This is a genomic window from Sphingobium sp. TomMM7A (assembly GCF_055397305.1).
In genome coordinates this window covers 708,168-725,626 of sequence record NZ_AP027311.1, presented here as the reverse complement: position 1 = coordinate 725,626, position 17,459 = coordinate 708,168, and the positions used below count along the sequence as shown (strand labels likewise).

Annotated in this window: 18 protein-coding genes; 9 read left to right on the top strand and 9 right to left on the bottom strand. The window is 61.9% G+C overall.

Translation table 11 applies throughout. From position 1 onward, the window contains the following. Positions 1–164 precede the first annotated feature (164 nt). Positions 165–872: a response regulator transcription factor CtrA gene (ctrA, locus tag ACZ5ZH_RS03750; RefSeq protein WP_196226306.1), complete on the bottom strand. Its 708-nt coding sequence runs from the start codon at positions 870–872 to the stop codon at positions 165–167. Positions 873–1,081: 209 nt separating this feature from the next. Beyond that, positions 1,082–1,975: a LysR family transcriptional regulator gene (locus tag ACZ5ZH_RS03745; protein ID WP_464772221.1), complete on the bottom strand. Its 894-nt coding sequence runs from the start codon at positions 1,973–1,975 to the stop codon at positions 1,082–1,084. A 108-nt stretch (positions 1,976–2,083) separates the two neighbouring features. Here ACZ5ZH_RS03745 and ACZ5ZH_RS03740 point away from each other — a divergent pair, with 108 nt between their 5' ends. Together ACZ5ZH_RS03740 and wrbA are read left to right on the top strand one after the other, a co-directional pair. Then, entirely contained in the window at positions 2,084–2,803 is a 720-nt protein-coding gene (locus ACZ5ZH_RS03740) for a pirin family protein (RefSeq protein ID WP_464772220.1), read from the top strand. A 113-nt stretch (positions 2,804–2,916) separates the two neighbouring features. Beyond that, positions 2,917–3,516 carry an NAD(P)H:quinone oxidoreductase gene (gene wrbA / locus ACZ5ZH_RS03735; RefSeq protein WP_464772219.1) on the top strand — a complete coding sequence of 200 codons (600 nt, stop codon included), beginning with the start codon at positions 2,917–2,919 and terminating at the stop codon, positions 3,514–3,516. A 104-nt stretch (positions 3,517–3,620) separates the two neighbouring features. Here wrbA and ACZ5ZH_RS03730 read toward each other — a convergent pair whose 3' ends face one another. Further along, complete coding sequence (locus ACZ5ZH_RS03730) at positions 3,621–4,607, bottom strand: acyltransferase family protein (protein WP_460987923.1); 987 nt, start codon at positions 4,605–4,607, stop codon at positions 3,621–3,623. Positions 4,608–4,671: 64 nt separating this feature from the next. Between ACZ5ZH_RS03730 and ACZ5ZH_RS03725 the strand changes: the two genes are divergently transcribed. The 5 genes from ACZ5ZH_RS03725 to ACZ5ZH_RS03705 all read left to right on the top strand — a co-directional run bounded on the left by ACZ5ZH_RS03725 (position 4,672) and on the right by ACZ5ZH_RS03705 (position 7,646). Next, positions 4,672–5,349, top strand: a complete 678-nt coding sequence (locus tag ACZ5ZH_RS03725; protein WP_460987922.1) for an RluA family pseudouridine synthase — start codon at positions 4,672–4,674, stop codon at positions 5,347–5,349. Further along, the gene (gene arfB, locus ACZ5ZH_RS03720; RefSeq protein ID WP_449472081.1) at positions 5,336–5,740 is read left to right on the top strand and encodes an alternative ribosome rescue aminoacyl-tRNA hydrolase ArfB; all 405 of its coding nucleotides are present in this window, start codon (positions 5,336–5,338) and stop codon (positions 5,738–5,740) included. Before ACZ5ZH_RS03725 ends, arfB begins: the two co-directional genes overlap by 14 nt. 9 nt (positions 5,741–5,749) lie before the next feature. Further along, complete coding sequence (locus ACZ5ZH_RS03715; RefSeq protein WP_460987921.1) at positions 5,750–6,238, top strand: GAF domain-containing protein; 489 nt, start codon at positions 5,750–5,752, stop codon at positions 6,236–6,238. A gap of 124 nt (positions 6,239–6,362) precedes the next feature. Then, on the top strand, positions 6,363–7,214 hold the full coding sequence (locus ACZ5ZH_RS03710) for an RcnB family protein (protein WP_464772218.1): 852 nt from the start codon (positions 6,363–6,365) through the stop codon (positions 7,212–7,214). Between the two features lie 54 nt (positions 7,215–7,268). Beyond that, positions 7,269–7,646 (top strand): VOC family protein, encoded by a 378-nt coding sequence (locus ACZ5ZH_RS03705; RefSeq protein WP_460987919.1) that lies wholly within the window; start codon positions 7,269–7,271, stop codon positions 7,644–7,646. 36 nt (positions 7,647–7,682) lie between these two features. On the opposite strand, the gene ACZ5ZH_RS03700 is transcribed toward ACZ5ZH_RS03705, so the two are convergent. Beyond that, positions 7,683–8,501: an arginyltransferase gene (locus ACZ5ZH_RS03700; RefSeq protein ID WP_460987918.1), complete on the bottom strand. Its 819-nt coding sequence runs from the start codon at positions 8,499–8,501 to the stop codon at positions 7,683–7,685. Between the two features lie 123 nt (positions 8,502–8,624). Further along, positions 8,625–9,872: a threonine ammonia-lyase gene (locus tag ACZ5ZH_RS03695; protein WP_196226315.1), complete on the bottom strand. Its 1,248-nt coding sequence runs from the start codon at positions 9,870–9,872 to the stop codon at positions 8,625–8,627. Positions 9,873–9,969: 97 nt separating this feature from the next. Here ACZ5ZH_RS03695 and ACZ5ZH_RS03690 point away from each other — a divergent pair, with 97 nt between their 5' ends. Both ACZ5ZH_RS03690 and ACZ5ZH_RS03685 read left to right on the top strand, forming a co-directional pair. Further along, positions 9,970–10,839: an NAD(P)-dependent oxidoreductase gene (locus ACZ5ZH_RS03690; RefSeq protein WP_464772217.1), complete on the top strand. Its 870-nt coding sequence runs from the start codon at positions 9,970–9,972 to the stop codon at positions 10,837–10,839. Further along, a complete protein-coding gene (locus ACZ5ZH_RS03685) occupies positions 10,836–12,530 on the top strand; it encodes an amidohydrolase (RefSeq protein WP_464772216.1) in 1,695 nt (564 codons plus the stop codon). Before ACZ5ZH_RS03690 ends, ACZ5ZH_RS03685 begins: the two co-directional genes overlap by 4 nt. Position 12,531: 1 nt before the next feature. Here ACZ5ZH_RS03685 and ACZ5ZH_RS03680 read toward each other — a convergent pair whose 3' ends face one another. From ACZ5ZH_RS03680 to ACZ5ZH_RS03665, 4 genes are read right to left on the bottom strand one after another with little or no spacing between them, the layout of a single operon-like run. After that, complete coding sequence (locus ACZ5ZH_RS03680; protein ID WP_464772215.1) at positions 12,532–14,274, bottom strand: MFS transporter; 1,743 nt, start codon at positions 14,272–14,274, stop codon at positions 12,532–12,534. Next, positions 14,275–15,027: an FkbM family methyltransferase gene (locus ACZ5ZH_RS03675; RefSeq protein WP_464772214.1), complete on the bottom strand. Its 753-nt coding sequence runs from the start codon at positions 15,025–15,027 to the stop codon at positions 14,275–14,277. Beyond that, complete coding sequence (locus tag ACZ5ZH_RS03670) at positions 15,024–16,169, bottom strand: glycosyltransferase family 4 protein (protein ID WP_464772213.1); 1,146 nt, start codon at positions 16,167–16,169, stop codon at positions 15,024–15,026. The genes ACZ5ZH_RS03675 and ACZ5ZH_RS03670 overlap by 4 nt, the downstream gene beginning before the upstream one ends. Next, positions 16,166–17,455: a hypothetical protein gene (locus tag ACZ5ZH_RS03665; protein WP_464772586.1), complete on the bottom strand. Its 1,290-nt coding sequence runs from the start codon at positions 17,453–17,455 to the stop codon at positions 16,166–16,168. Before ACZ5ZH_RS03665 ends, ACZ5ZH_RS03670 begins: the two co-directional genes overlap by 4 nt. Positions 17,456–17,459: the final 4 nt, after the last annotated feature.

The window sequence follows — 17,459 nt, the reverse complement described above, 5'->3', positions numbered from 1 at the left end:
CCCGCCCCCTTTCCGCCCCTCCGCCTGACAAGACAGGGCCGGTGATCCAAGTGGTCACCGGCCCTTTTCCATATCAGGAGAGATTGATCGCGGCCCGATCAACGACAAAGGCCGATGATCCCATGGGATCACCGGCCTTTTAACACCCGCGCAAGGTTGCAGGGTCAGGCGACCTTGGTCGCGACCTCTTCCGCTTCATCAGGATCGCGCAGCACATAGCCACGCCCCCAGACGGTTTCGATATAATTGTCGCCACTGCACGCCAAAGCCAGTTTCTTGCGCAGCTTGCAAATGAAGACGTCGATGATCTTCAATTCGGGCTCGTCCATGCCGCCATAGAGATGGTTAAGGAACATCTCCTTGGTCAGGGTCGTGCCCTTGCGGAGCGAGAGCAGCTCCAGCATTGCATATTCCTTGCCGGTCAGGTGGACGCGGTTGCCGTCCACTTCCACGGTCTTGGCGTCCAGATTGACGGCCAGCTTACCCGTGCGGATGACAGACTGCGAATGGCCCTTAGACCGGCGAACCACGGCGTGAATGCGCGCGATCAGCTCTTCGCGATGGAAAGGCTTGGTCACATAATCATCGGCGCCAAAGCCGAAGGAGCGAACCTTGCTGTCCATCTCCGCAATGCCAGAAAGGATAAGCACCGGCGTCTGCACCTTGGCGGCGCGGAGCTTCTTCAGCACGTCATAGCCGTGCATGTCCGGCAGGTTCAAATCCAGACAGATGATGTCGTAGTCATACAACTTACCCAGGTCGAGCCCTTCCTCGCCAAGGTCCGTAGTGTAGACGTTGAAGCCTTCGGTCGTGAGCATAAGCTCGATCGCCTTAGCCGTTGTCGGTTCATCTTCTATTAGCAGAACGCGCATATTGAAGCCCCTGTCCTTGCAGATCCCGTCAACCCCTAAGAACGGCGTCTGCTCCAATTCATTAACCAAAAAACTTCTGAAGGACAAAGGTTAATTTTTCGCTAACCCGCAGAAATGCGCGAGTCGCCGGAATTTGAATCTGTTTGAAAAGATTTATTGTCGAAGTGATTCATTTTGAGTCAAGATAGATTCACCTGCGCAACGAAGCTTCAGCAACCGTGGTTGCGAGCGATGAAGTCGAGCAGCGCCTCGACCCGCGCAGGCCGCAAGCGCGAGGGCGGCGTGACCAAATGCAAGCCAAGTGGCGGCGGCCTCCAGTCGATCAGGACCTCCTCCAGTTCACCTGAAGCGAGCGCTTCGCCCACTATGAAATCGGGCAGCCGAGCAACGCCTATGCCTGCCCGGAGCGCGGGCAGCATCGCTTCACCACTATTGACGGTTAGGCGCGCCCTTACCTGTATCACGACATTCTGCTGCCCCGGCCCCGAGAAGCGCCATACGTCAGGCGTCGGCGCATTGGCATAGCAAAGACAGTCGTGGGCACCGAGGTCGGACGGATGCTTGGGCCTGCCCCGCTCCTCCAAATAGGCGGGAGAAGCGGTGACATGCATCTTGACGTCACCCAACCGCCTCGCGCGGAGCGAGCTGTCGGGCATGTCGGCAATGCGGAGGGTGGCGTCGAGCCCCATCTCGATCATGTCTATCCGCGCGTCAGAGAGATGAAGATTGATGTCGACGGCGGGATGAAGCTTGGCGAACTGCGCGACCAGCGGCGCGATGCGGAGTAATCCGAACGTCATCGGCGCGCCTAGCCGAATGGTTCCGGACAGTTCGTCGGTATCCTGGCGAGCAGCTTCCTCCGCCGCCTGCCCTTCCTCGAAAATCCGGGCGGCGTGACTGGCGAGACGCTTGCCGCTTTCGGTCAGGGCAAGGCGGCGACTGGTGCGGTTGAACAGGCTGGTTTCAAGATGCTGCTCAAGGCGTGTGACGGCCTTTGAAACCGTCGCTTTCGATACACTGAGCGCCTTAGCGGCATCGGTGAAGCTGCGATGCTCCACGACGGCGGCGAACATCGCCCAGGCTTCAAGGTCAGGAAGACGCATAAAGGAAACAATCCGTTTCAATGCTGCTGGTTTAAGAAACGATCCTGATCGCTAAATCAGTTGCAAGCAAGCGGGAACGCTTTTCCCGCCGCAACGAAAGGCACAAATATGATCACCGCCGCAGGAAACCGCATCGAGCGTCGCCCCTTCGAGACGCTTGGTCATGCCGACCATGGCTGGCTCAACGCCCGCCATCATTTCTCCTTCGCCGATTATCATGACCCTGACCGCATGGGTTGGGGCGCGATCCGCGTGTGGAATGACGATGAGATCGCGGCGAACACCGGATTTCCTCCGCACCCCCACCGCGACATGGAAATCGTCACTTATGTTCGCAAGGGCGCGATCACGCATCAGGATAGCCTGGGCAACAAGGGTCGGACAGAAGCTGGCGACGTTCAGGTGATGAGCGCAGGCACCGGCATCCGCCACTCCGAATATAATCTCGAGGATGAGACGAGCACGCTGTTTCAGATCTGGATCATTCCCAAGGCTCAGGGCGACGCGCCAAGCTGGGGCGCCAAGCCCTTTCCGAAGGGCGATCGTGCCGGACGGCTGGTCGTGCTGGCCAGCGGCCATGCTGAGGATGAGGAGGCGCTACGCATCCGCGCCGACGCGCGGTTGCTGGGCGGCACCATAAAGGCTGGCACCAGCGTCACCTATGAAAGCGCGGAGGGACGGCACCTGTATCTCGTGCCCGCCACAGGGCGGGTCGAGATCAACGACCAGACCTTTGAAGCGCGCGACGGCGCTGCGATCCTGGGCGGCCAGCCCATCACGATCACCGCGATCGAGGATAGCGAAATCGTCCTCGTCGATAGCGAATAGGCCCGGAAGGTCTATCGGCCGCTCGCTCACCTTGCCCCCCTGAGGGGGCGAGCGGTCGCATTATTCAAGAAACCTTTTTCCGATCAATGCATTACCAAGACTGGAGACACTTCATGGCTAAGGTGCTGGTTCTCTATTATTCGTCCTACGGCCACATCGAAACGATGGCGAAGGCTGTTGCGGAGGGCGCGACCGCCGCTGGCGCTCAGGTCGAGATCAAGCGAGTGCCCGAAACCGCGCCCTTGGAGGTCGCCCGAAATGCGGGCTTCAAGCTGGAGCAGGATGCGCCGCTCGCGACCGTGGCGGAACTTGCCGACTATGATGCAATCATCATCGGTACCGGCACCCGCTTCGGCCGCATGTCGAGCCAGATGGCAGCTTTCCTTGATCAGGCAGGCGGCCTTTGGGCGCGGGGCGCGCTTAACGGAAAAGTGGGCGGCGCCTTCACATCTACTGCCAGCCAGCATGGCGGGCAGGAAACGACTTTATTCTCGATCATCACCAATCTGCTGCATTTCGGCATGGTGATCGTGGGGCTGGACTATGGCCACGCCGGGCAGATGGGCGTCGACAAGGTGCGTGGCGGCGCACCCTATGGCGCCACGACTATCGCGCATAGCGACGGCAGCCGTCAGCCTGACGAGGATGAACTGGAAGGCGCCCGGTATCAGGGACGGCGGATCGCGGAGACGGCAATCAAGCTGCACGGGTAGAAATTTGGCTGCACTCTTCCCCTCTCGGTGCAGCGGTTGAGCCTTGGGTCGCAAGGCACAACGATAGGGGCCGGTGCATAGGATGGATGCACCGGCCTCTTTTTTCAGAGGAACAGGCGACCGCCGACCGGGCTGGCGCGCAAAAGATAATAGACGGCGATGGGCAACAGCAGCGCATGGAGCAGCAACCAAGGCTTGTCCAAATGGGGTGACAGGTAATGGATGACCGCGACGTGCAGATACATGATGACAAGTGAGGCCCTGCCCACTGCCGCCAACCATCCGCCAAAAGGCGCGACATGGACAGAAATGCGGAAGATCAGCAACGACGTCGCTACAGCCGAAGCGAGCGACAGGATCGGCAACCCGTAATCGGCAGCCTTCATGTTAAGCGTGGGAAGCAGACCGGATAGCCCCGCCAGAGCCAGCGCGCCCAATGGGAGCCACATCCAATGCCTCCACGGCACCTGCTGCCACACGGCTCCGATCCAGAGCAGCACAAGAGCCATGGGCACGGACAGCAACCCCAACACGGACGTCTGGGTAACCTCCCCTGCTACATAGGCTACAACAGAGACAGCTATGATCGCGATAAGCCAGCGCCGGTCGAGAGGATCGGGCCAACGGGACAGCAGCGCATTGAACAGGATGCGCGCGGCCATCAGGCAGGGCACGAACCAGAATATGGTATAGGGACCGCGCAGCCATGATCCGCCAAGAAGGATCGGCAATATGTCGTCCGGCCATTGGTTGAAGATAGGCCGCTGCCCCTTCATCGGCTCAATAATCTGATCCGCAATGATCAGTAATGCCAGGAAGGCCGCATAGGGACGCATCTGCGACGCCAATTGCCGCAGGGCGAATCCTTTGGGCGGCTGAGGACGCGAAAGCAGGCCCGACAGCAGGAAGAACAACGGCATGTGGAAGCTGTAGAGCGCATCTCGGAGAGGGCCGCTTCTCCACACATGTCCGGCCACCACGGCGATGATACCAATGCCGCGCGCCACATCGATCCATTCCAGCCGCCCGCCACCCTGCACCCGTTCCGATGGCGCCGACTTGTGCTGGACCTCGTTCCCCCTGTTCTCCATGGCTTCCTCGCCCTATAGGACAGCGCGCGCCCGTCAATCTTTCCAACTGGTTCGGAATCACCCCTTGTCCCTATTGCATGACCGAGTTCTCTTCATCGATGGTGAAGCCATCATTCTCGACAAGCCCGCCGGCTTGCCGGTCGATGCGCCGCGCGACGGTTCGCTGAGCCTGGAGAACCACCTTTCGTCACTGACCTTCGGCTTTCAGCGCTGGCCTCTGCCGGTGCACCGGCTGGACCGGGACACCAGCGGCTGCCTGCTGTTGGCGCGCAATCCCAAGGCGCACAAGCGCTATGCCGCCGAGTTTGAGGCGGGAACGGTCAGCAAGCGCTATGTCGCGGTCGTGGACGGTGTACCGGAAGCCGAAAGCGGCACGATCGAACTGTCGCTGAAGAAAGTCAGCAGCGCGGCCAAGGGCTGGCGCATCATCGCGGCCAAAGAGGGGAAGTCCGCTGTGACCGAATGGCGAAAGCTGGCGGTGAAGGACGGCCGCTCGCTGATGGTCTTCACACCGCGCACCGGACGAACCCATCAGATTCGCGCTCACACATTATATGGCTTGGGCTTCGCCATCGCTGGCGACCCGGTATATGGCACCGGCGAGGGACCAATGCTGCTACACAGCCGTTTCCTCAGCGTCCCGCGCGGGAGCAAGGCTCCAGCAGAGGCGACAGCTCCCCTGCCCGCGACCTTTACGGCAGCGGGCTTCGGGCCGGAGTATCTGGACGATGCCGGACTTTGACATTCCGGAAGATGCGCTGGAGGAGCGTTTCATCACCGCTGGCGGTCCCGGCGGGCAGAATGTCAACAAGGTCGCCACTGCGGTTCAGCTAAGGGTGGCCCTCTATCGGCTGGGATTGCCGGTCCATGCCTTCCGCAAAATAAAGGAACTGGCGGGATCACGCCTGACCTCTGGCGGGGAGATAGTGATCCAGGCGTCCCGCTTCCGCACGCAGGAGGCCAATCGCCAGGATGCCCGCGACCGGCTGGCCGAGATGATCGTCGAGGCCTACAAACGCGATCCCCGGCGCATCGCCACGAAGCCGGGCAAGGCGGCAAAGGCACGCCGCGTAGACGCCAAGAAGGCGCGCAGTTCAGTGAAGCAGGGGCGTGGCAAGGTGCGGATGGATTGAGGACTGCCGATGTTTGATTTCAAGACACCAACTGATGGCGACAAGTCCACGCTCTATGCGGACCTCCTGTCGGCCGTCGATGCAGTGACGGACGGCGAGCCGGATGCTGTCGCCAACATGGCCAATGCCGCGGCGCTAATTTGGCAATTTCTTCCGGACCTTAACTGGGCAGGCTTCTATCGCATGGTAGAAGGTGAACTGGTGCTTGGCCCATTTCAGGGAAAGCCAGCCTGTATCCGCATACCTTTAGGCCGAGGCGTCTGCGGCACGGCGGCGGCCACGGGAAAGACGCAGCTGGTCGAGGATGTCCACTCTTTCCCCGGCCACATCGCCTGTGATGCGGCCAGCGCGTCGGAGATCGTCGTGCCCGTGACGGTCGATGGCCGCGTCGTTGCTGTGCTTGACCTCGATAGCCCTGCCCCGGCGCGTTTCGATATCGCCGACCAGAATGGGCTTGAGATGCTGATCGAACGGATCGGCACTCGGCTCGCCTCATAACCCTGCTCCGTTTCGGAACAGGCGGGGCGTTCCCCCCGCGTGGATCGAGGCGGATCATCATGCTAAACCAGACGTTAACGTCACGGCCATGCTCAAGGCAGCCATGAACAACGGGGAGTTTTGCATGCGGATCTGGAGCATCATGCTGGCGGGCACGGGCCTTGCCCTCGGCCTCGCTACACCGGCTTTAGCGGGCGATGCAGCCGGAACGGGCGCGACGCTCCCTGTCCTGGGCAAGAGTTTTTCCGGCATGCGGCCGGTTCATGCCGGAATGCACCGCGGAACGATGGTCCACCGCTGGGGACCGCGCGTTCAGGGTCGCTGGTTCGCGGGCTGGTATGCGCCGGGCGGTTGGGGCGCTTACCGGCGGCCGGTCATGGGCTATGTCCTGCCATCCTATTGGGTGAGCCCCACCTACCGGATCGGCAATTATGGACGCTACGGCCTGCCCGCGCCCGTCGATGGCTATGGTTGGTCCCGCTATTATGACGACGCCGTGATGGTCGATCGGCACGGCCGCGTCCGGGATCATCGCAGCGACGTCGATTGGGATGCGCCCGATCATGAACCGGACCGGCCCGGCGTCCCCTATGATGATGATGTGATCGCGCATGACGGGCCTCCGCCCCCACCCCATGAATATGAAGGGCGCTGGACCGGCACCTGGCGTGACGAAAACGGCCGCACGGTGAGCGGCGAATATGAAGGCCGTTTCGAAGGCGAGGCGCGCAGTAACTATGGAGTGGATTATGACGCTCCGCCCTATGGCGCACCACCGCCGATCGTTCGGCATGATGGCCCCGGCGCCCCGGTGGTGACGACGACGCAGGCCCCCGGCTACATCGCGGGCGGCTATTATTATCCGGGTGCCACGACAACGACAGTGGTCATCACGCCGACGGTCACTACCACCAGCTACGTGACCGAAACGACGACGCGTCGCCATGGCGTCAAACGCAGGTGCAACTGCAAATAGGATCAGGGGTTTAGCCTGTCTGAAGACCCAGTGGGCAAGGACAGGAGAGACGGCATGATCCATCATGTGTCGGTTGGGACAAATGACGTCGAACGCGCGCGCGCGTTTTACAACCCGCTGATGACGCTGCTCGGCTATCGCAACATACGCGATTATCCGCATTCACTGGATTATGGCGTGACGGACGTGGCGTTCAGCGTCGAAACGCCCGTGAATGGGGATCGAGCGTCGCCCGGCAACGGCATTCATATCTGTTTCGAAGCGGCCGATCGCGAAGCCGTCCGCGAGTTCTATCGACTGGCGCTGGAACTTGGCGGAACGGACGAGGGCACGCCGGGCGTTCGCCCCAATTACGACGCCCATTATTACGGGGCGTTCGTGCGCGATCCGGATGGAAACAAGATCGAGGCTGTGACCTTTGCCGCGAGATAGACGCATGCAGCCTTGTGGCGGTCGAGGCCGAGGAGGCTATTTCCGGAAGATACCCGCCAGTTCGATCGGCAACGGCGGTTCGTCGCGAGGAACTACGCCCCGGATGGCCTGCGCCTGCTCCTGCGGGTCGAAACGAACCCAACCGCTGCGGCTCAGCTTTTCCAACGGGCGGTAGCGGACCTTATACTGCATCCGCTGCGACCCTTCGACCCAATAGCCCAGATAGACATAGGGCAGGCCCGCCTTCGCGGCGCGCAGGATGTGATCCATGATGATGAAATTGCCCAGGCCCTTGCGGTGCTCCAACTCCGTGTCGAAGAAGCTGTAGATCATCGACAGGCCATCGCCCTGCCGGTCGGTCAGGCATGCACCGATCAACTTGCCGGGGCGGCCATTCTTGCCGGGCTCGCGATATTCGACGACATGGCTTTCGACCGGGGTCTGCTCGACCATGTCGGCGAAATCCATCTCGTCCATCTCGGTCATGCCGCCGCCCGGATGACGCGCCTTGAGATAGCGCTGGAGCAGTTCGAATTGCTCCTCGGTGGACCATGGCTTGCATGCCGTGACGATCAAATCGCTGTTGCGGCGAATGAGCTTGCGTTGCGTGGCGTTGGCCGTGAACTCTCCTGCCACCACGCGAACCGACACGCAGGCGGAGCAGTCGGCGCAACTTGGCCGGTAGGCGACATTCTGGCTGCGGCGAAAGCCGATGCGGCCGAGCGCATCGTTAAGTTCCGCCGCATTGTCGCCGTTAAGTTCGGTAAAGACCTTCCGCTCGCTCCGGCCCGGGATATAAGGGCACGGGCTGGGGTTCGTCACAAAGAAGCGCGGAAAACGAAATGGTGCGCTCACCCCACGGTCTCCGTCAAAACGCTGCGCGAAACTTGAGTCATGGACAGACTATGACGCCCGCAGCCTTCCGTGAAAAGGTCATTTACCACGAAAAAAAACGTACTCCCTACGCCGGGAGGCCGATCAGGCAACCTCGATCGGCGCTACCTCATATCCGGCGGCGCGCAGGGCTGTGATCAAGCGATCAAGATGCTCCCCGTCGCGGGTTTCGCATTCGACGTCGAGGCTAAGGCCCTTGGCGGGAAGATTGGTGAAGATGCGCTGATGCGACAACTCCAGAATGTTGACCGCTTCCTGATCGAAGATGCGGGCGACATGGAACAGCGCGCCGGGGCGATCCTGCAAGATGATGCGCAGGCGCGCCAGACGACCCGACCGCGCAAGATCGCGCAGCAGCACGTTCGCCAGCAGGCGCGTGTCGATATTGCCCCCCGTCAGGACGAGCCCAACATTGCGGCCCGCAAACATGTCCTTGTGCATCAACAGCGCGGCAAGCCCAGCCGCGCCCGCGCCCTCGACCACCGTCTTTTCGATCTGGAGCAGCAGGCTCAACGCCTCCTCCAGATGCCGTTCATCGACCAGCAGGACGTCGTCGGCCAGGCGCTCGACAAAGCGGCGCGTCAGCTCACCCGGCTCCTTCACCGCGATGCCTTCGGCCAGCGTATCGCCATCGCAGGCCAGGTTCGCCTGCTTGATATGGCTGTACATCGACGGATAAAGTTCCGCCTGCACGCCATAGATGCGGATGTCGGGCTTCATCGCCTTGGCCGCAGTGGCCATGCCGGAAAACAAGCCGCCACCGCCGATCGGGATGACCAGCGTGTCGATCTCGGGCGCGTCCTCCAGCATTTCCAGCGCGACAGTGCCCTGCCCGGCCATGATGTCGGGTTCGTCGAACGGGTGGACGAAGGTCAGGCCATTTTCCTTGGCCAGTTGGCGTGCATAGGTGCTGGCGTCGTCGAACTTCTCGCCATGCAGCACGACCGTCGCGCCATGCCCTTGCGTCTGCGTCACCTTAACCGTCGGCGTGGTCACGGGCATGACGATGGTCACGGGCACGCCCAAACGGCGGCCGTGATAGGCAAGCCCCTGCGCGTGATTGCCAGCGGAAGCGGCGATCACGCCCTTTTCCTTTGACGCCGCGTCCAGCTGAAGCAGGCGATTGAGCGCACCGCGCTCCTTGTAGGCAGCGGTAAACTGGAGATTTTCGAACTTCAGGTAGACCTTACAGCCGAGCATGTCGGACAAAGTCTGGCTGATCAGCGTTGGCGTATGCACGACCGCGCCCGAAATCCGCACGCGCGCCGCCAATATGTCATCGACGGTAACGGGCAGCGGCATCGCGCTTTCGATCTTGCTCAACGTGTTCATGCGCTCGCCCCTAGCGGAAATTTACCTCGGAAGGAACTGGCCCTTGGCGAAATCTCGTCCTATGGCGAAAGGCCACGCGGCTAACTGTACGAGGCATATGGCTAATATCGCGTTTATCGGTCTGGGCGTCATGGGCGGCCCGATCGCCGGGCATCTGGCGAAGGCCGGACACGAATTGACCGTCTACAACCGCTCCATCGGAAAGGCGAAGAAGTGGGCCGAGGCTTATGGCGGCGCCGTGGCGGTCACCCCGGCCAAGGCGGCGGAAGATGCCGAAATCGTCATCAGCTGCGTTGGCACCGACGATGACCTTTCGCAGGTCACCGTCGGCAAGGAAGGCGCGTTCCGGACGATGAAGCCGGGCAGCCTGTTCATCGACCATACGACGGTATCGGCGCGGATCGCGCGGCAACTGTTCGTCGAAGGGGAAAGCCGCGGACTTCATTGCGTCGATGCCCCCGTATCGGGCGGTCAGGCAGGCGCGGAAAACGGCCGCCTGTCGATCATGTGCGGCGGCACGGGACCAGCGGTCGAGGCCGCGCGGATCGTCATGCAAAGCTATGCCGCCCGTATCGTGCATGTCGGCAGCGCGGGAGCCGGGCAAACGACCAAGATGGTGAACCAGATTTGCATCGCCGGCGTTCTGCAAGGACTTTCCGAAGCGCTACGCTTTGCGCAAGCCGCCGAACTGGATCTGGACAAGGTGTTCGAAGCCGTGTCCGGCGGCGCCGCGCAAAGCTGGCAGATGGATAACCGCTGGAAGACTATGGCACAGGACAGTTTCGATTTCGGCTTCGCCATCGATTGGATGCGCAAGGATCTTGGCCTTGCCCTCGAAGAGGCGCGCGCCAACGGTGCGACCCTTCCGGTGACCGCACTGGTCGATCAATTCTATGCCGATGTGCAGGCGATGGGCGGCAGCCGACAGGATACGAGCGCGCTGGTGAGGCGGATCACCAAGGCATGAAGCCCGCCCTTTTGGCGGCTATCACCGCGCTCGCCCTGCCCTTTCCCGCTTTGGCGTCGGGGGTCATCGACAATGTGAACGGCATCGCGCTCGACGCCAATGGGCGTACCGTGCGCTTCCGCGCTCTGCTGATCGACGACGAGGGCAAGGTCGAAAAGCTGCTGCCCGGACGCTATGAAGCGCCACCCCGCAAGAAGAAGCTGAAAAAGGGTGGGAGCTGGCCGAAGGGTCTGGACTTCCAACTGGACGGCGGGGGCAAGACATTGATCCCCGGCCTGATCGACGCGCATGGCCATGTCATGGCGTTGGGCCTGACCCAGATCACGCTAGACCTGTCCGGCACCCGCTCGCTGGCTGACGCGCAGGGCGAGATACGGGAATATGTCGCCGCCAATCCCGGACGGAAATGGATCATCGGCCGGGGGTGGAATGCCGAGCTTTGGGGCCTTAATCGGGCGCCGACCGCTGCCGATCTCGACTTTGCCTCCGCCGATGTCCCAATATGGCTGGAAAGCGCCGACGGCCAAGCGGGCTGGGCCAATTCAGCGGCAATGAAAGCCGCCAACATCAGCACCACAAGCAAGGCGCCTGCCGGTGGCCGGATCGAGATGACCGGGGGCAAGCCATCCGGCGTGTTCGTCGGTAAGGCGATGGACCTTATCCAGCGGGTCGCCCCCCCTCCCGCCCCCAAGGACCGGGACATCGCGCTGGAAAGGGCGCAGCAATTGTTGCTGGCGAACGGCGTCACCGGCATTGCCGACATGGGCACCACGATCGAGGATTGGCAGGCATTTCGCCGCTCGGCCGATCGCGGCGCGCTGCGCCTGCGGATCATCTCCTATGCGCAGGGCCTCGACAATATGGTGCTGATTGCAGGACCTGAGCCGACGCCGTGGCTCTATGATGACCGACTGCGCATGGGCGGGCTGAAACTGGCGTTGGACGGATCGCTCTCGTCGCGCGGAGCATGGCTCAAGGCCGATTATGCCGACGCACCGGGGCAGCGTGGATATTCGCTGATCCCATCCACGCAGCTGCGCAACATGATGAGCCGCGCGGCGATGGACAATTTCCAGATCGCCGTCGATGCCTCCGGAGACGCGGCCAACAGCGAACTGCTGGATGCGATCACGGAACTGGGCCAAACCTACAAGGGCGACAGGCGCTGGCGGGTTGAAAAGGCGGAGGTTGTCGATCCAGCTGACCTGCCCCGCTTCGGGCAAAATGGCGTCATAGCGTCAATGCAGCCCGCGCTTCAGGCCGCAAACTGGCGCATGGCGGTCGCGCGCATGGGTGAGAACCGGTTGAAGGGCGGCTATGCGTGGAAAGCGATGCTCGACAATCGCGCACCATTGGCGTTCGGCTCCGGCGCGCCTGTGACGAACCCCAATCCCTTTGTCGGCATGGCCGTCGCCATGAGCCGCGAGGATGCGACCGGCGAACCGGCAGGCGGATGGATGCCGGAACAGCGGGTGAGCTTTGAGGCAGCGCTTGACGGCTATACGCGGCAGGCGGCCTTTGCGGGTTTCGCGGATAAGCGTTTTGGCAGCCTGATCCCCGGACAGAGGGCGGATTTCATCCTCATCGACCGGGACATCTCCGTCGCTCGGCCCACCGACATACGGACGACGCAGGTTCTGGAAACATGGATCGGCGGCAAGCGGGTCTTCATGAAGGGGGCCAAGCCCTAGATTATAGCACGTCGCCCGACGCGTTCATCGCATCCTCAATGGTTTCAGGCAGCGGCGGCAACACCGGTTTGTCGCATCCGGCAGCCTTCATATGCGCGCGGAGCGCGTCCATGCGCCCGAGATTCCAGCGAGCAAGCGGTATGCCCAACGGGCGGAACTCGGCGCGGTCGAACAACTCCACGACATAATGCTGGCAAAGCTCGTCCACCTGCCCCAGCGTCAACATGCCAAGGTTCATCACCATGGGCCGCCCCGGCACACCGTCCCGGCCGCGCACGAGATCGGTGACATATAATCCGCCACGTGGATCGACCAGCACGACATCCGCCTTCGACGCATCGATCATGCGATGGCTAGCTGCGTAAGGCGCGACGAACACATGCGTGCGCCAGACCAGAAAGGCGCTCATCGCCAACGTTATCGCAACGGCCAAGTAAATGGGCCGCATCGCCGCCGGACGGAAACGCGCCCAGCCAAGCCCCGCAAGCAGGCAGAACGGCCCGATGAAGCCATGGGCATAGCGAAAGCCCCAGCCATAGCCCTGCGCCAGTGCCAGCGCGCAACCGGCAAAGCAGCCCAGCGCCAGCGGCAATGCGATTTCCTGCCCCCGCAACGCCTTGCGCCATTGCATCGCCATCACGCCCAGCGCCGCCAGCGGCACCATCAATATGTTGTTCCATGCGGCAAAGCGGCTGAGGTTGACCAGCGGTTGCCAGCGATCCCCCAAGCGTTCGAACAGGCTGCCGACCTTGTCCGCCACCCCTGCGGAAGGTCGGACATCGGCGGCAGGTCCTAACGACTGCAAAAGGAATCCGGGCCAAAGCTTTGCCCACACGACAACGATAGCGATCAGGATCAGGACGTGAAATGCGGCCACGGCCCAGCGGCGCGACAGGAGCATCCATAGGATGAAGGGCGCGATGAAGATGGGCGGGAAATGCCATTGGTGCAGACCAGCCGCCACCAGCGCCACCGCGCCAGCACTGACATGACCGATTACGCCGCCCCGGAGGACAAGCGCGAGCCAGACCATGTTGAGCGCGAAATGGCCCGTCATCGCATAAGGGGTCATCGCCGTGACCCAGAGCTGCGTGGACGACAACCCAAGCAGCATCGTCACCCAAACGGCATCGTCCCGCGTCGGGAACAGATGCAGCGCCACGCGCCACAGGGCAAAGAGCCCGGCGATCAACAGTGCGGGACCCGCCAGGTTCGGGTCTCCCAATTGCCAGAACAGAGCCTGAATCGCGCTGTTCACCGGCAGATAGGCAGCGGTCCAATAGTCGGCAGCGCCGAAGGGAGAGAAGAATTCCGGCATGATCGCGCGCCGATAGGCTTCCCATTCGGCGGGGATCGGCCGGGCGAACAATCCTTCTCGCATATAAGCGGCGGCAAAGCGCGCGACTTCCTCGTCTCGCGAAATCGAATAGTTCTGGAACAGCCAGTAATGGCCCGCCCAGGCGACGAGGCCAAAGACGACGATCAGCGGCACGATCACCCGCCCGCGGGGCTTTGGCAGGCGGAACCCCATCCCCTCGGCAAAAAGCGCCGCCAGCGTCAGCAGTAACAGCCCGCCCAGCAGCGCGGGGAAATCCTGATCCAGAAACAGGATGACGGCCAGGCTGACACCTTGCCGGTACGTCACATGCCACAGGAAAGTGGCGCCCAGCCAAAGGGTCAGGCCGATGGCACCCGCCAGGAAAAGGCGGCGGGCATCGATAGGCCGGGCGGGCGGAACGTACATTCAGCTTTCCTGCGGCAGCAGCGTCCGGTTGACGAAAATGCCATCCATTTCGACGAGCAGCGGAAAATGTCCCTTGTTGTTGGCGAAAAAGGCCGAGGGGATAAAATCGCGCTGCTCCAGCCAATCGATCATCGCCTGATAGCTGGTGCCGTTTTCGTAGATGGGCCGCACGCCAAGTTCGGTCTGCACGCCCGCCATGGCGGCGATCGCGGCCCCCGCGCCTTCGCAGACGGAAAGGTCATGACCCTGCGTGTCCATCTTCAGGAACGGACGGGAGAATCCATGCTCCGCCCGCAATTCCGGCAGAAGCGTGTCGATCCGCCTGCATTGCATCTCGACCGTCCGGGTGACCTTGTTGCGCTCGGCAAAGATAGCATCCTGCCGATCGGACGGCTTCTTGAGCGAGCTGAATTGATCGGCCGCCATGATGTTGAAACTGGCGGTTCCTTGAAAGTCGGACAAGGCGAGGTTGAACACATGCCATTTGAGATCGGAGGCCGCCCGGTGGGATAGCTCGGCAAAAATATCGGGATTGGGTTCAAAGGACAGAATCGTGCCGGAAAAGCCGACGTCCTTGCGCAACATCACCGCATATTGCCCCCGGTTGGCGCCGACATCGAACACGCAATCGACCGCAAAGGCTGAAAGAAACCGACGAAGCGCCTGGATCTCCGGATATTGATGCACCCGCCCGGCGATGGCGAGGCGGATCGCCAGCGCGCGGTCGGCCAGTTCGCGGACATATCGGCTCATGCGCGCGAGGCCATAACGGAGCGGTAGATGCCGATCGTTGCCAAGGCCATGTCCTTCCAACTGCCCATAGTCTCACCATAGGCGCGTGCCGCCGCGCCAGCCGTCTGCCTGATGGCGGGGCTTTGGATTAGCCGCAAGAGGGCTTGAGCAAGATCGTCCGGATTTCCGGCCGCTGTGCGGATCGCCACTCCCTCGGGCAAGGCGGCGAACATACCCACATCCGATGTTACCATCGCCTTGCCATGGTGCAGGGCAGACAGGAATGCGCCGCTGGAATCGATGTGCCGATAGGGGAAGATGATGGCGTCGGCCTTTGCCATATGCGCGTCGAGCCGCCCTTCGGTGAGGAAGCCAAGGTCGGCAATCAGCCGGTCGGCAAAGCCCTCAGCCCGGACTCTTTCCAGCAATGGCGTTACATCCATGAAGGGCTTACCCGCCACCACCAGTTCGAAAGCATGACCCGCCCGCCAGAGCGACATGCAAGCCTCGATCAATATATCGACGCCCTTATAGGGCCTGATCGTGCCGAAGAAGAGCAGGCGCGGAACCGAGGGATCGGGAATAGCGGCCAGATCGGCCGAGGTTGCCGGTGCCAGACGCATCGGGGGGTGGGGCTTCACATGAACGCGGGTAGGTGCGATCCCCTGCGCATCCAAAGCCTGCCGCGTCGTATCGCCATGCACGATCAGCGCATCGAACAGGTCGAGCAAAGCGCGATATCCCCTGCCCTGCACGCCTGCATCGGCATGATAGGCATCCGCATTGTGGACCGTATGGACCAGTGGAACCCGCCCCTTCAATCGGCGCAACAGCAGGCGGTCGGCGGGCGCGAGTGGCAGCCATTGGAAATGCGCAACGTCCGCTGCTGTCAACGCACTGACCCGGCCAAGCGCGCAGGCAGCACCATATTCGGCAGCCTTGATCAGACGAAAGGCCTTGCCCTCCCCCAATCGCGCTCGCAGCGCTTCACTTCGGCGGAAGAAGCGCGGTTCGTATCGATAATATTCCGGCGCGATGGCGTCAGTGGATCGCATCGGGCGGCCGAACAAAGTGACATCCGCGCCCAGTCCAGCAAGACCGCTGCACAGGCTGTCATCATATCGCCCGGTGAAAAGCGACGGATCGACCATTGCAATCTTCATCGCGCGGCCGAACCTTGCAGCAGACGTCGCAACGACAGGGCGTGAAGCGCCGCAACCACGATCATCGTCAGCGCATAAATCGCGAGGAAGCCTCGATCGAACCAATCACCCAGCATCATGGCCAGCGGCACGCTCAGCAACGATCCGGCGAGGAAGGGAAGAGAACGCTTGAGCAGGTGGGAAAAGCGCCCGAGCGCCGCCTGGACATAGACCGACACGCAGATCAGCGTCAGCGCTAGCAAAGCGCCATCAATCAGCAGCAGATCGGTCATACCAATGGCGGCTCGTCCAGCGAACAGCTTTGCGAAGACCCACTGCCCAAGCATCAGCAACGCAGCCGACGCGGCAAAGGCGAAGATAAACCCAGCCGCCAGTGCGCGTGTCAGCAACTGGCGCAGGCGGGTCCGGTCTCCCCCATGAAAAGCAAGGGTGATGCGAGGAAGCGCGGCCTCCACCATGGCGCGGATGGCCATGGAAAGCGCCCGCGACATCTTAAACAGGAAATCGAAAAGCAGCATCGGCCGCGCGTCCTGCGTGGCGAACGCTATGGTGAAATAGGGCGCATTATAGGCCACGATCTCCGACACGGTGAACAGCGCCGACGCACTTATATCCCGCAAATAATGGGTGCGCACATATGCCCCGCCCCGGCGAAAGGCCAGCCAGTGCCGCGTCGTCATCCCCAACCGACCATGCACCAACTTGATGGCATATCCGATCACAGCCATGCTGATGACCAGTTGCAGCGCCACCGAAAGACGCGCGTCCAATCCTTTGAGGATGAGCAGCAGCAGCGCGATGGTCATCATCCGCCGCACGCAATCCAGCATCTCCCAAACGAAATTCCCATCGACCGCCGCCAGCGCCCGTTTCGCGAGCAACGCCGGAAGGTTGATGCAGGCGGACAGGAAGAAAAGAATGAAGAGAAGCGGCATCGTCGTGTCGATCCCGCCCGCCACCAGCGCGACGAGGAGGATCACCACCCCGCCAAGGATCAGCATGCCCAGAAACAGGAAAAGGACGCCCATTTCTTCCAGACGGAAGCCGTCCCCGCTGTCTCCGTCATGGCCAAGCCAATGACGCCGCAGCCGGGCATAGATAATGCTGGTCAGGCCGAACTCGGCCGAAATGGTGAAGTTGCCGAAGGCGACCAGCAGCAGGAACGCCTGAAACTCGCGCAGCGGCAGGACGCGCACGAAAACATAAGTTACAGCAAAACCCCAGATCAGCGTCAGCCCGACATTGGCGAGCTTGATGAGGGCGATGAAGCGGGCAGACCCTTCCATCCTG

Excerpts from the sequence above, each read along its gene's own strand:
- ctrA (WP_196226306.1), bottom strand. The coding sequence starts at position 872 with ATGCGCGTTCTGCTAATAGAAGATGAACCGACAACGGCTAAGGCGATC.
- ACZ5ZH_RS03745 (WP_464772221.1), bottom strand. The coding sequence starts at position 1,975 with ATGCGTCTTCCTGACCTTGAAGCCTGGGCGATGTTCGCCGCCGTCGTG.
- ACZ5ZH_RS03740 (WP_464772220.1), top strand. The coding sequence starts at position 2,084 with ATGATCACCGCCGCAGGAAACCGCATCGAGCGTCGCCCCTTCGAGACG.
- wrbA (WP_464772219.1), top strand. The coding sequence starts at position 2,917 with ATGGCTAAGGTGCTGGTTCTCTATTATTCGTCCTACGGCCACATCGAA.
- ACZ5ZH_RS03730 (WP_460987923.1), bottom strand. The coding sequence starts at position 4,607 with ATGGAGAACAGGGGGAACGAGGTCCAGCACAAGTCGGCGCCATCGGAA.
- arfB (WP_449472081.1), top strand. The coding sequence starts at position 5,336 with ATGCCGGACTTTGACATTCCGGAAGATGCGCTGGAGGAGCGTTTCATC.
- ACZ5ZH_RS03715 (WP_460987921.1), top strand. The coding sequence starts at position 5,750 with ATGTTTGATTTCAAGACACCAACTGATGGCGACAAGTCCACGCTCTAT.
- ACZ5ZH_RS03710 (WP_464772218.1), top strand. The coding sequence starts at position 6,363 with ATGCGGATCTGGAGCATCATGCTGGCGGGCACGGGCCTTGCCCTCGGC.
- ACZ5ZH_RS03705 (WP_460987919.1), top strand. The coding sequence starts at position 7,269 with ATGATCCATCATGTGTCGGTTGGGACAAATGACGTCGAACGCGCGCGC.
- ACZ5ZH_RS03695 (WP_196226315.1), bottom strand. The coding sequence starts at position 9,872 with ATGAACACGTTGAGCAAGATCGAAAGCGCGATGCCGCTGCCCGTTACC.
- ACZ5ZH_RS03690 (WP_464772217.1), top strand. The coding sequence starts at position 9,970 with ATGGCTAATATCGCGTTTATCGGTCTGGGCGTCATGGGCGGCCCGATC.
- ACZ5ZH_RS03685 (WP_464772216.1), top strand. The coding sequence starts at position 10,836 with ATGAAGCCCGCCCTTTTGGCGGCTATCACCGCGCTCGCCCTGCCCTTT.
- ACZ5ZH_RS03680 (WP_464772215.1), bottom strand. The coding sequence starts at position 14,274 with ATGTACGTTCCGCCCGCCCGGCCTATCGATGCCCGCCGCCTTTTCCTG.
- ACZ5ZH_RS03675 (WP_464772214.1), bottom strand. The coding sequence starts at position 15,027 with ATGAGCCGATATGTCCGCGAACTGGCCGACCGCGCGCTGGCGATCCGC.
- ACZ5ZH_RS03670 (WP_464772213.1), bottom strand. The coding sequence starts at position 16,169 with ATGAAGATTGCAATGGTCGATCCGTCGCTTTTCACCGGGCGATATGAT.
- ACZ5ZH_RS03665 (WP_464772586.1), bottom strand. The coding sequence starts at position 17,455 with ATGGAAGGGTCTGCCCGCTTCATCGCCCTCATCAAGCTCGCCAATGTC.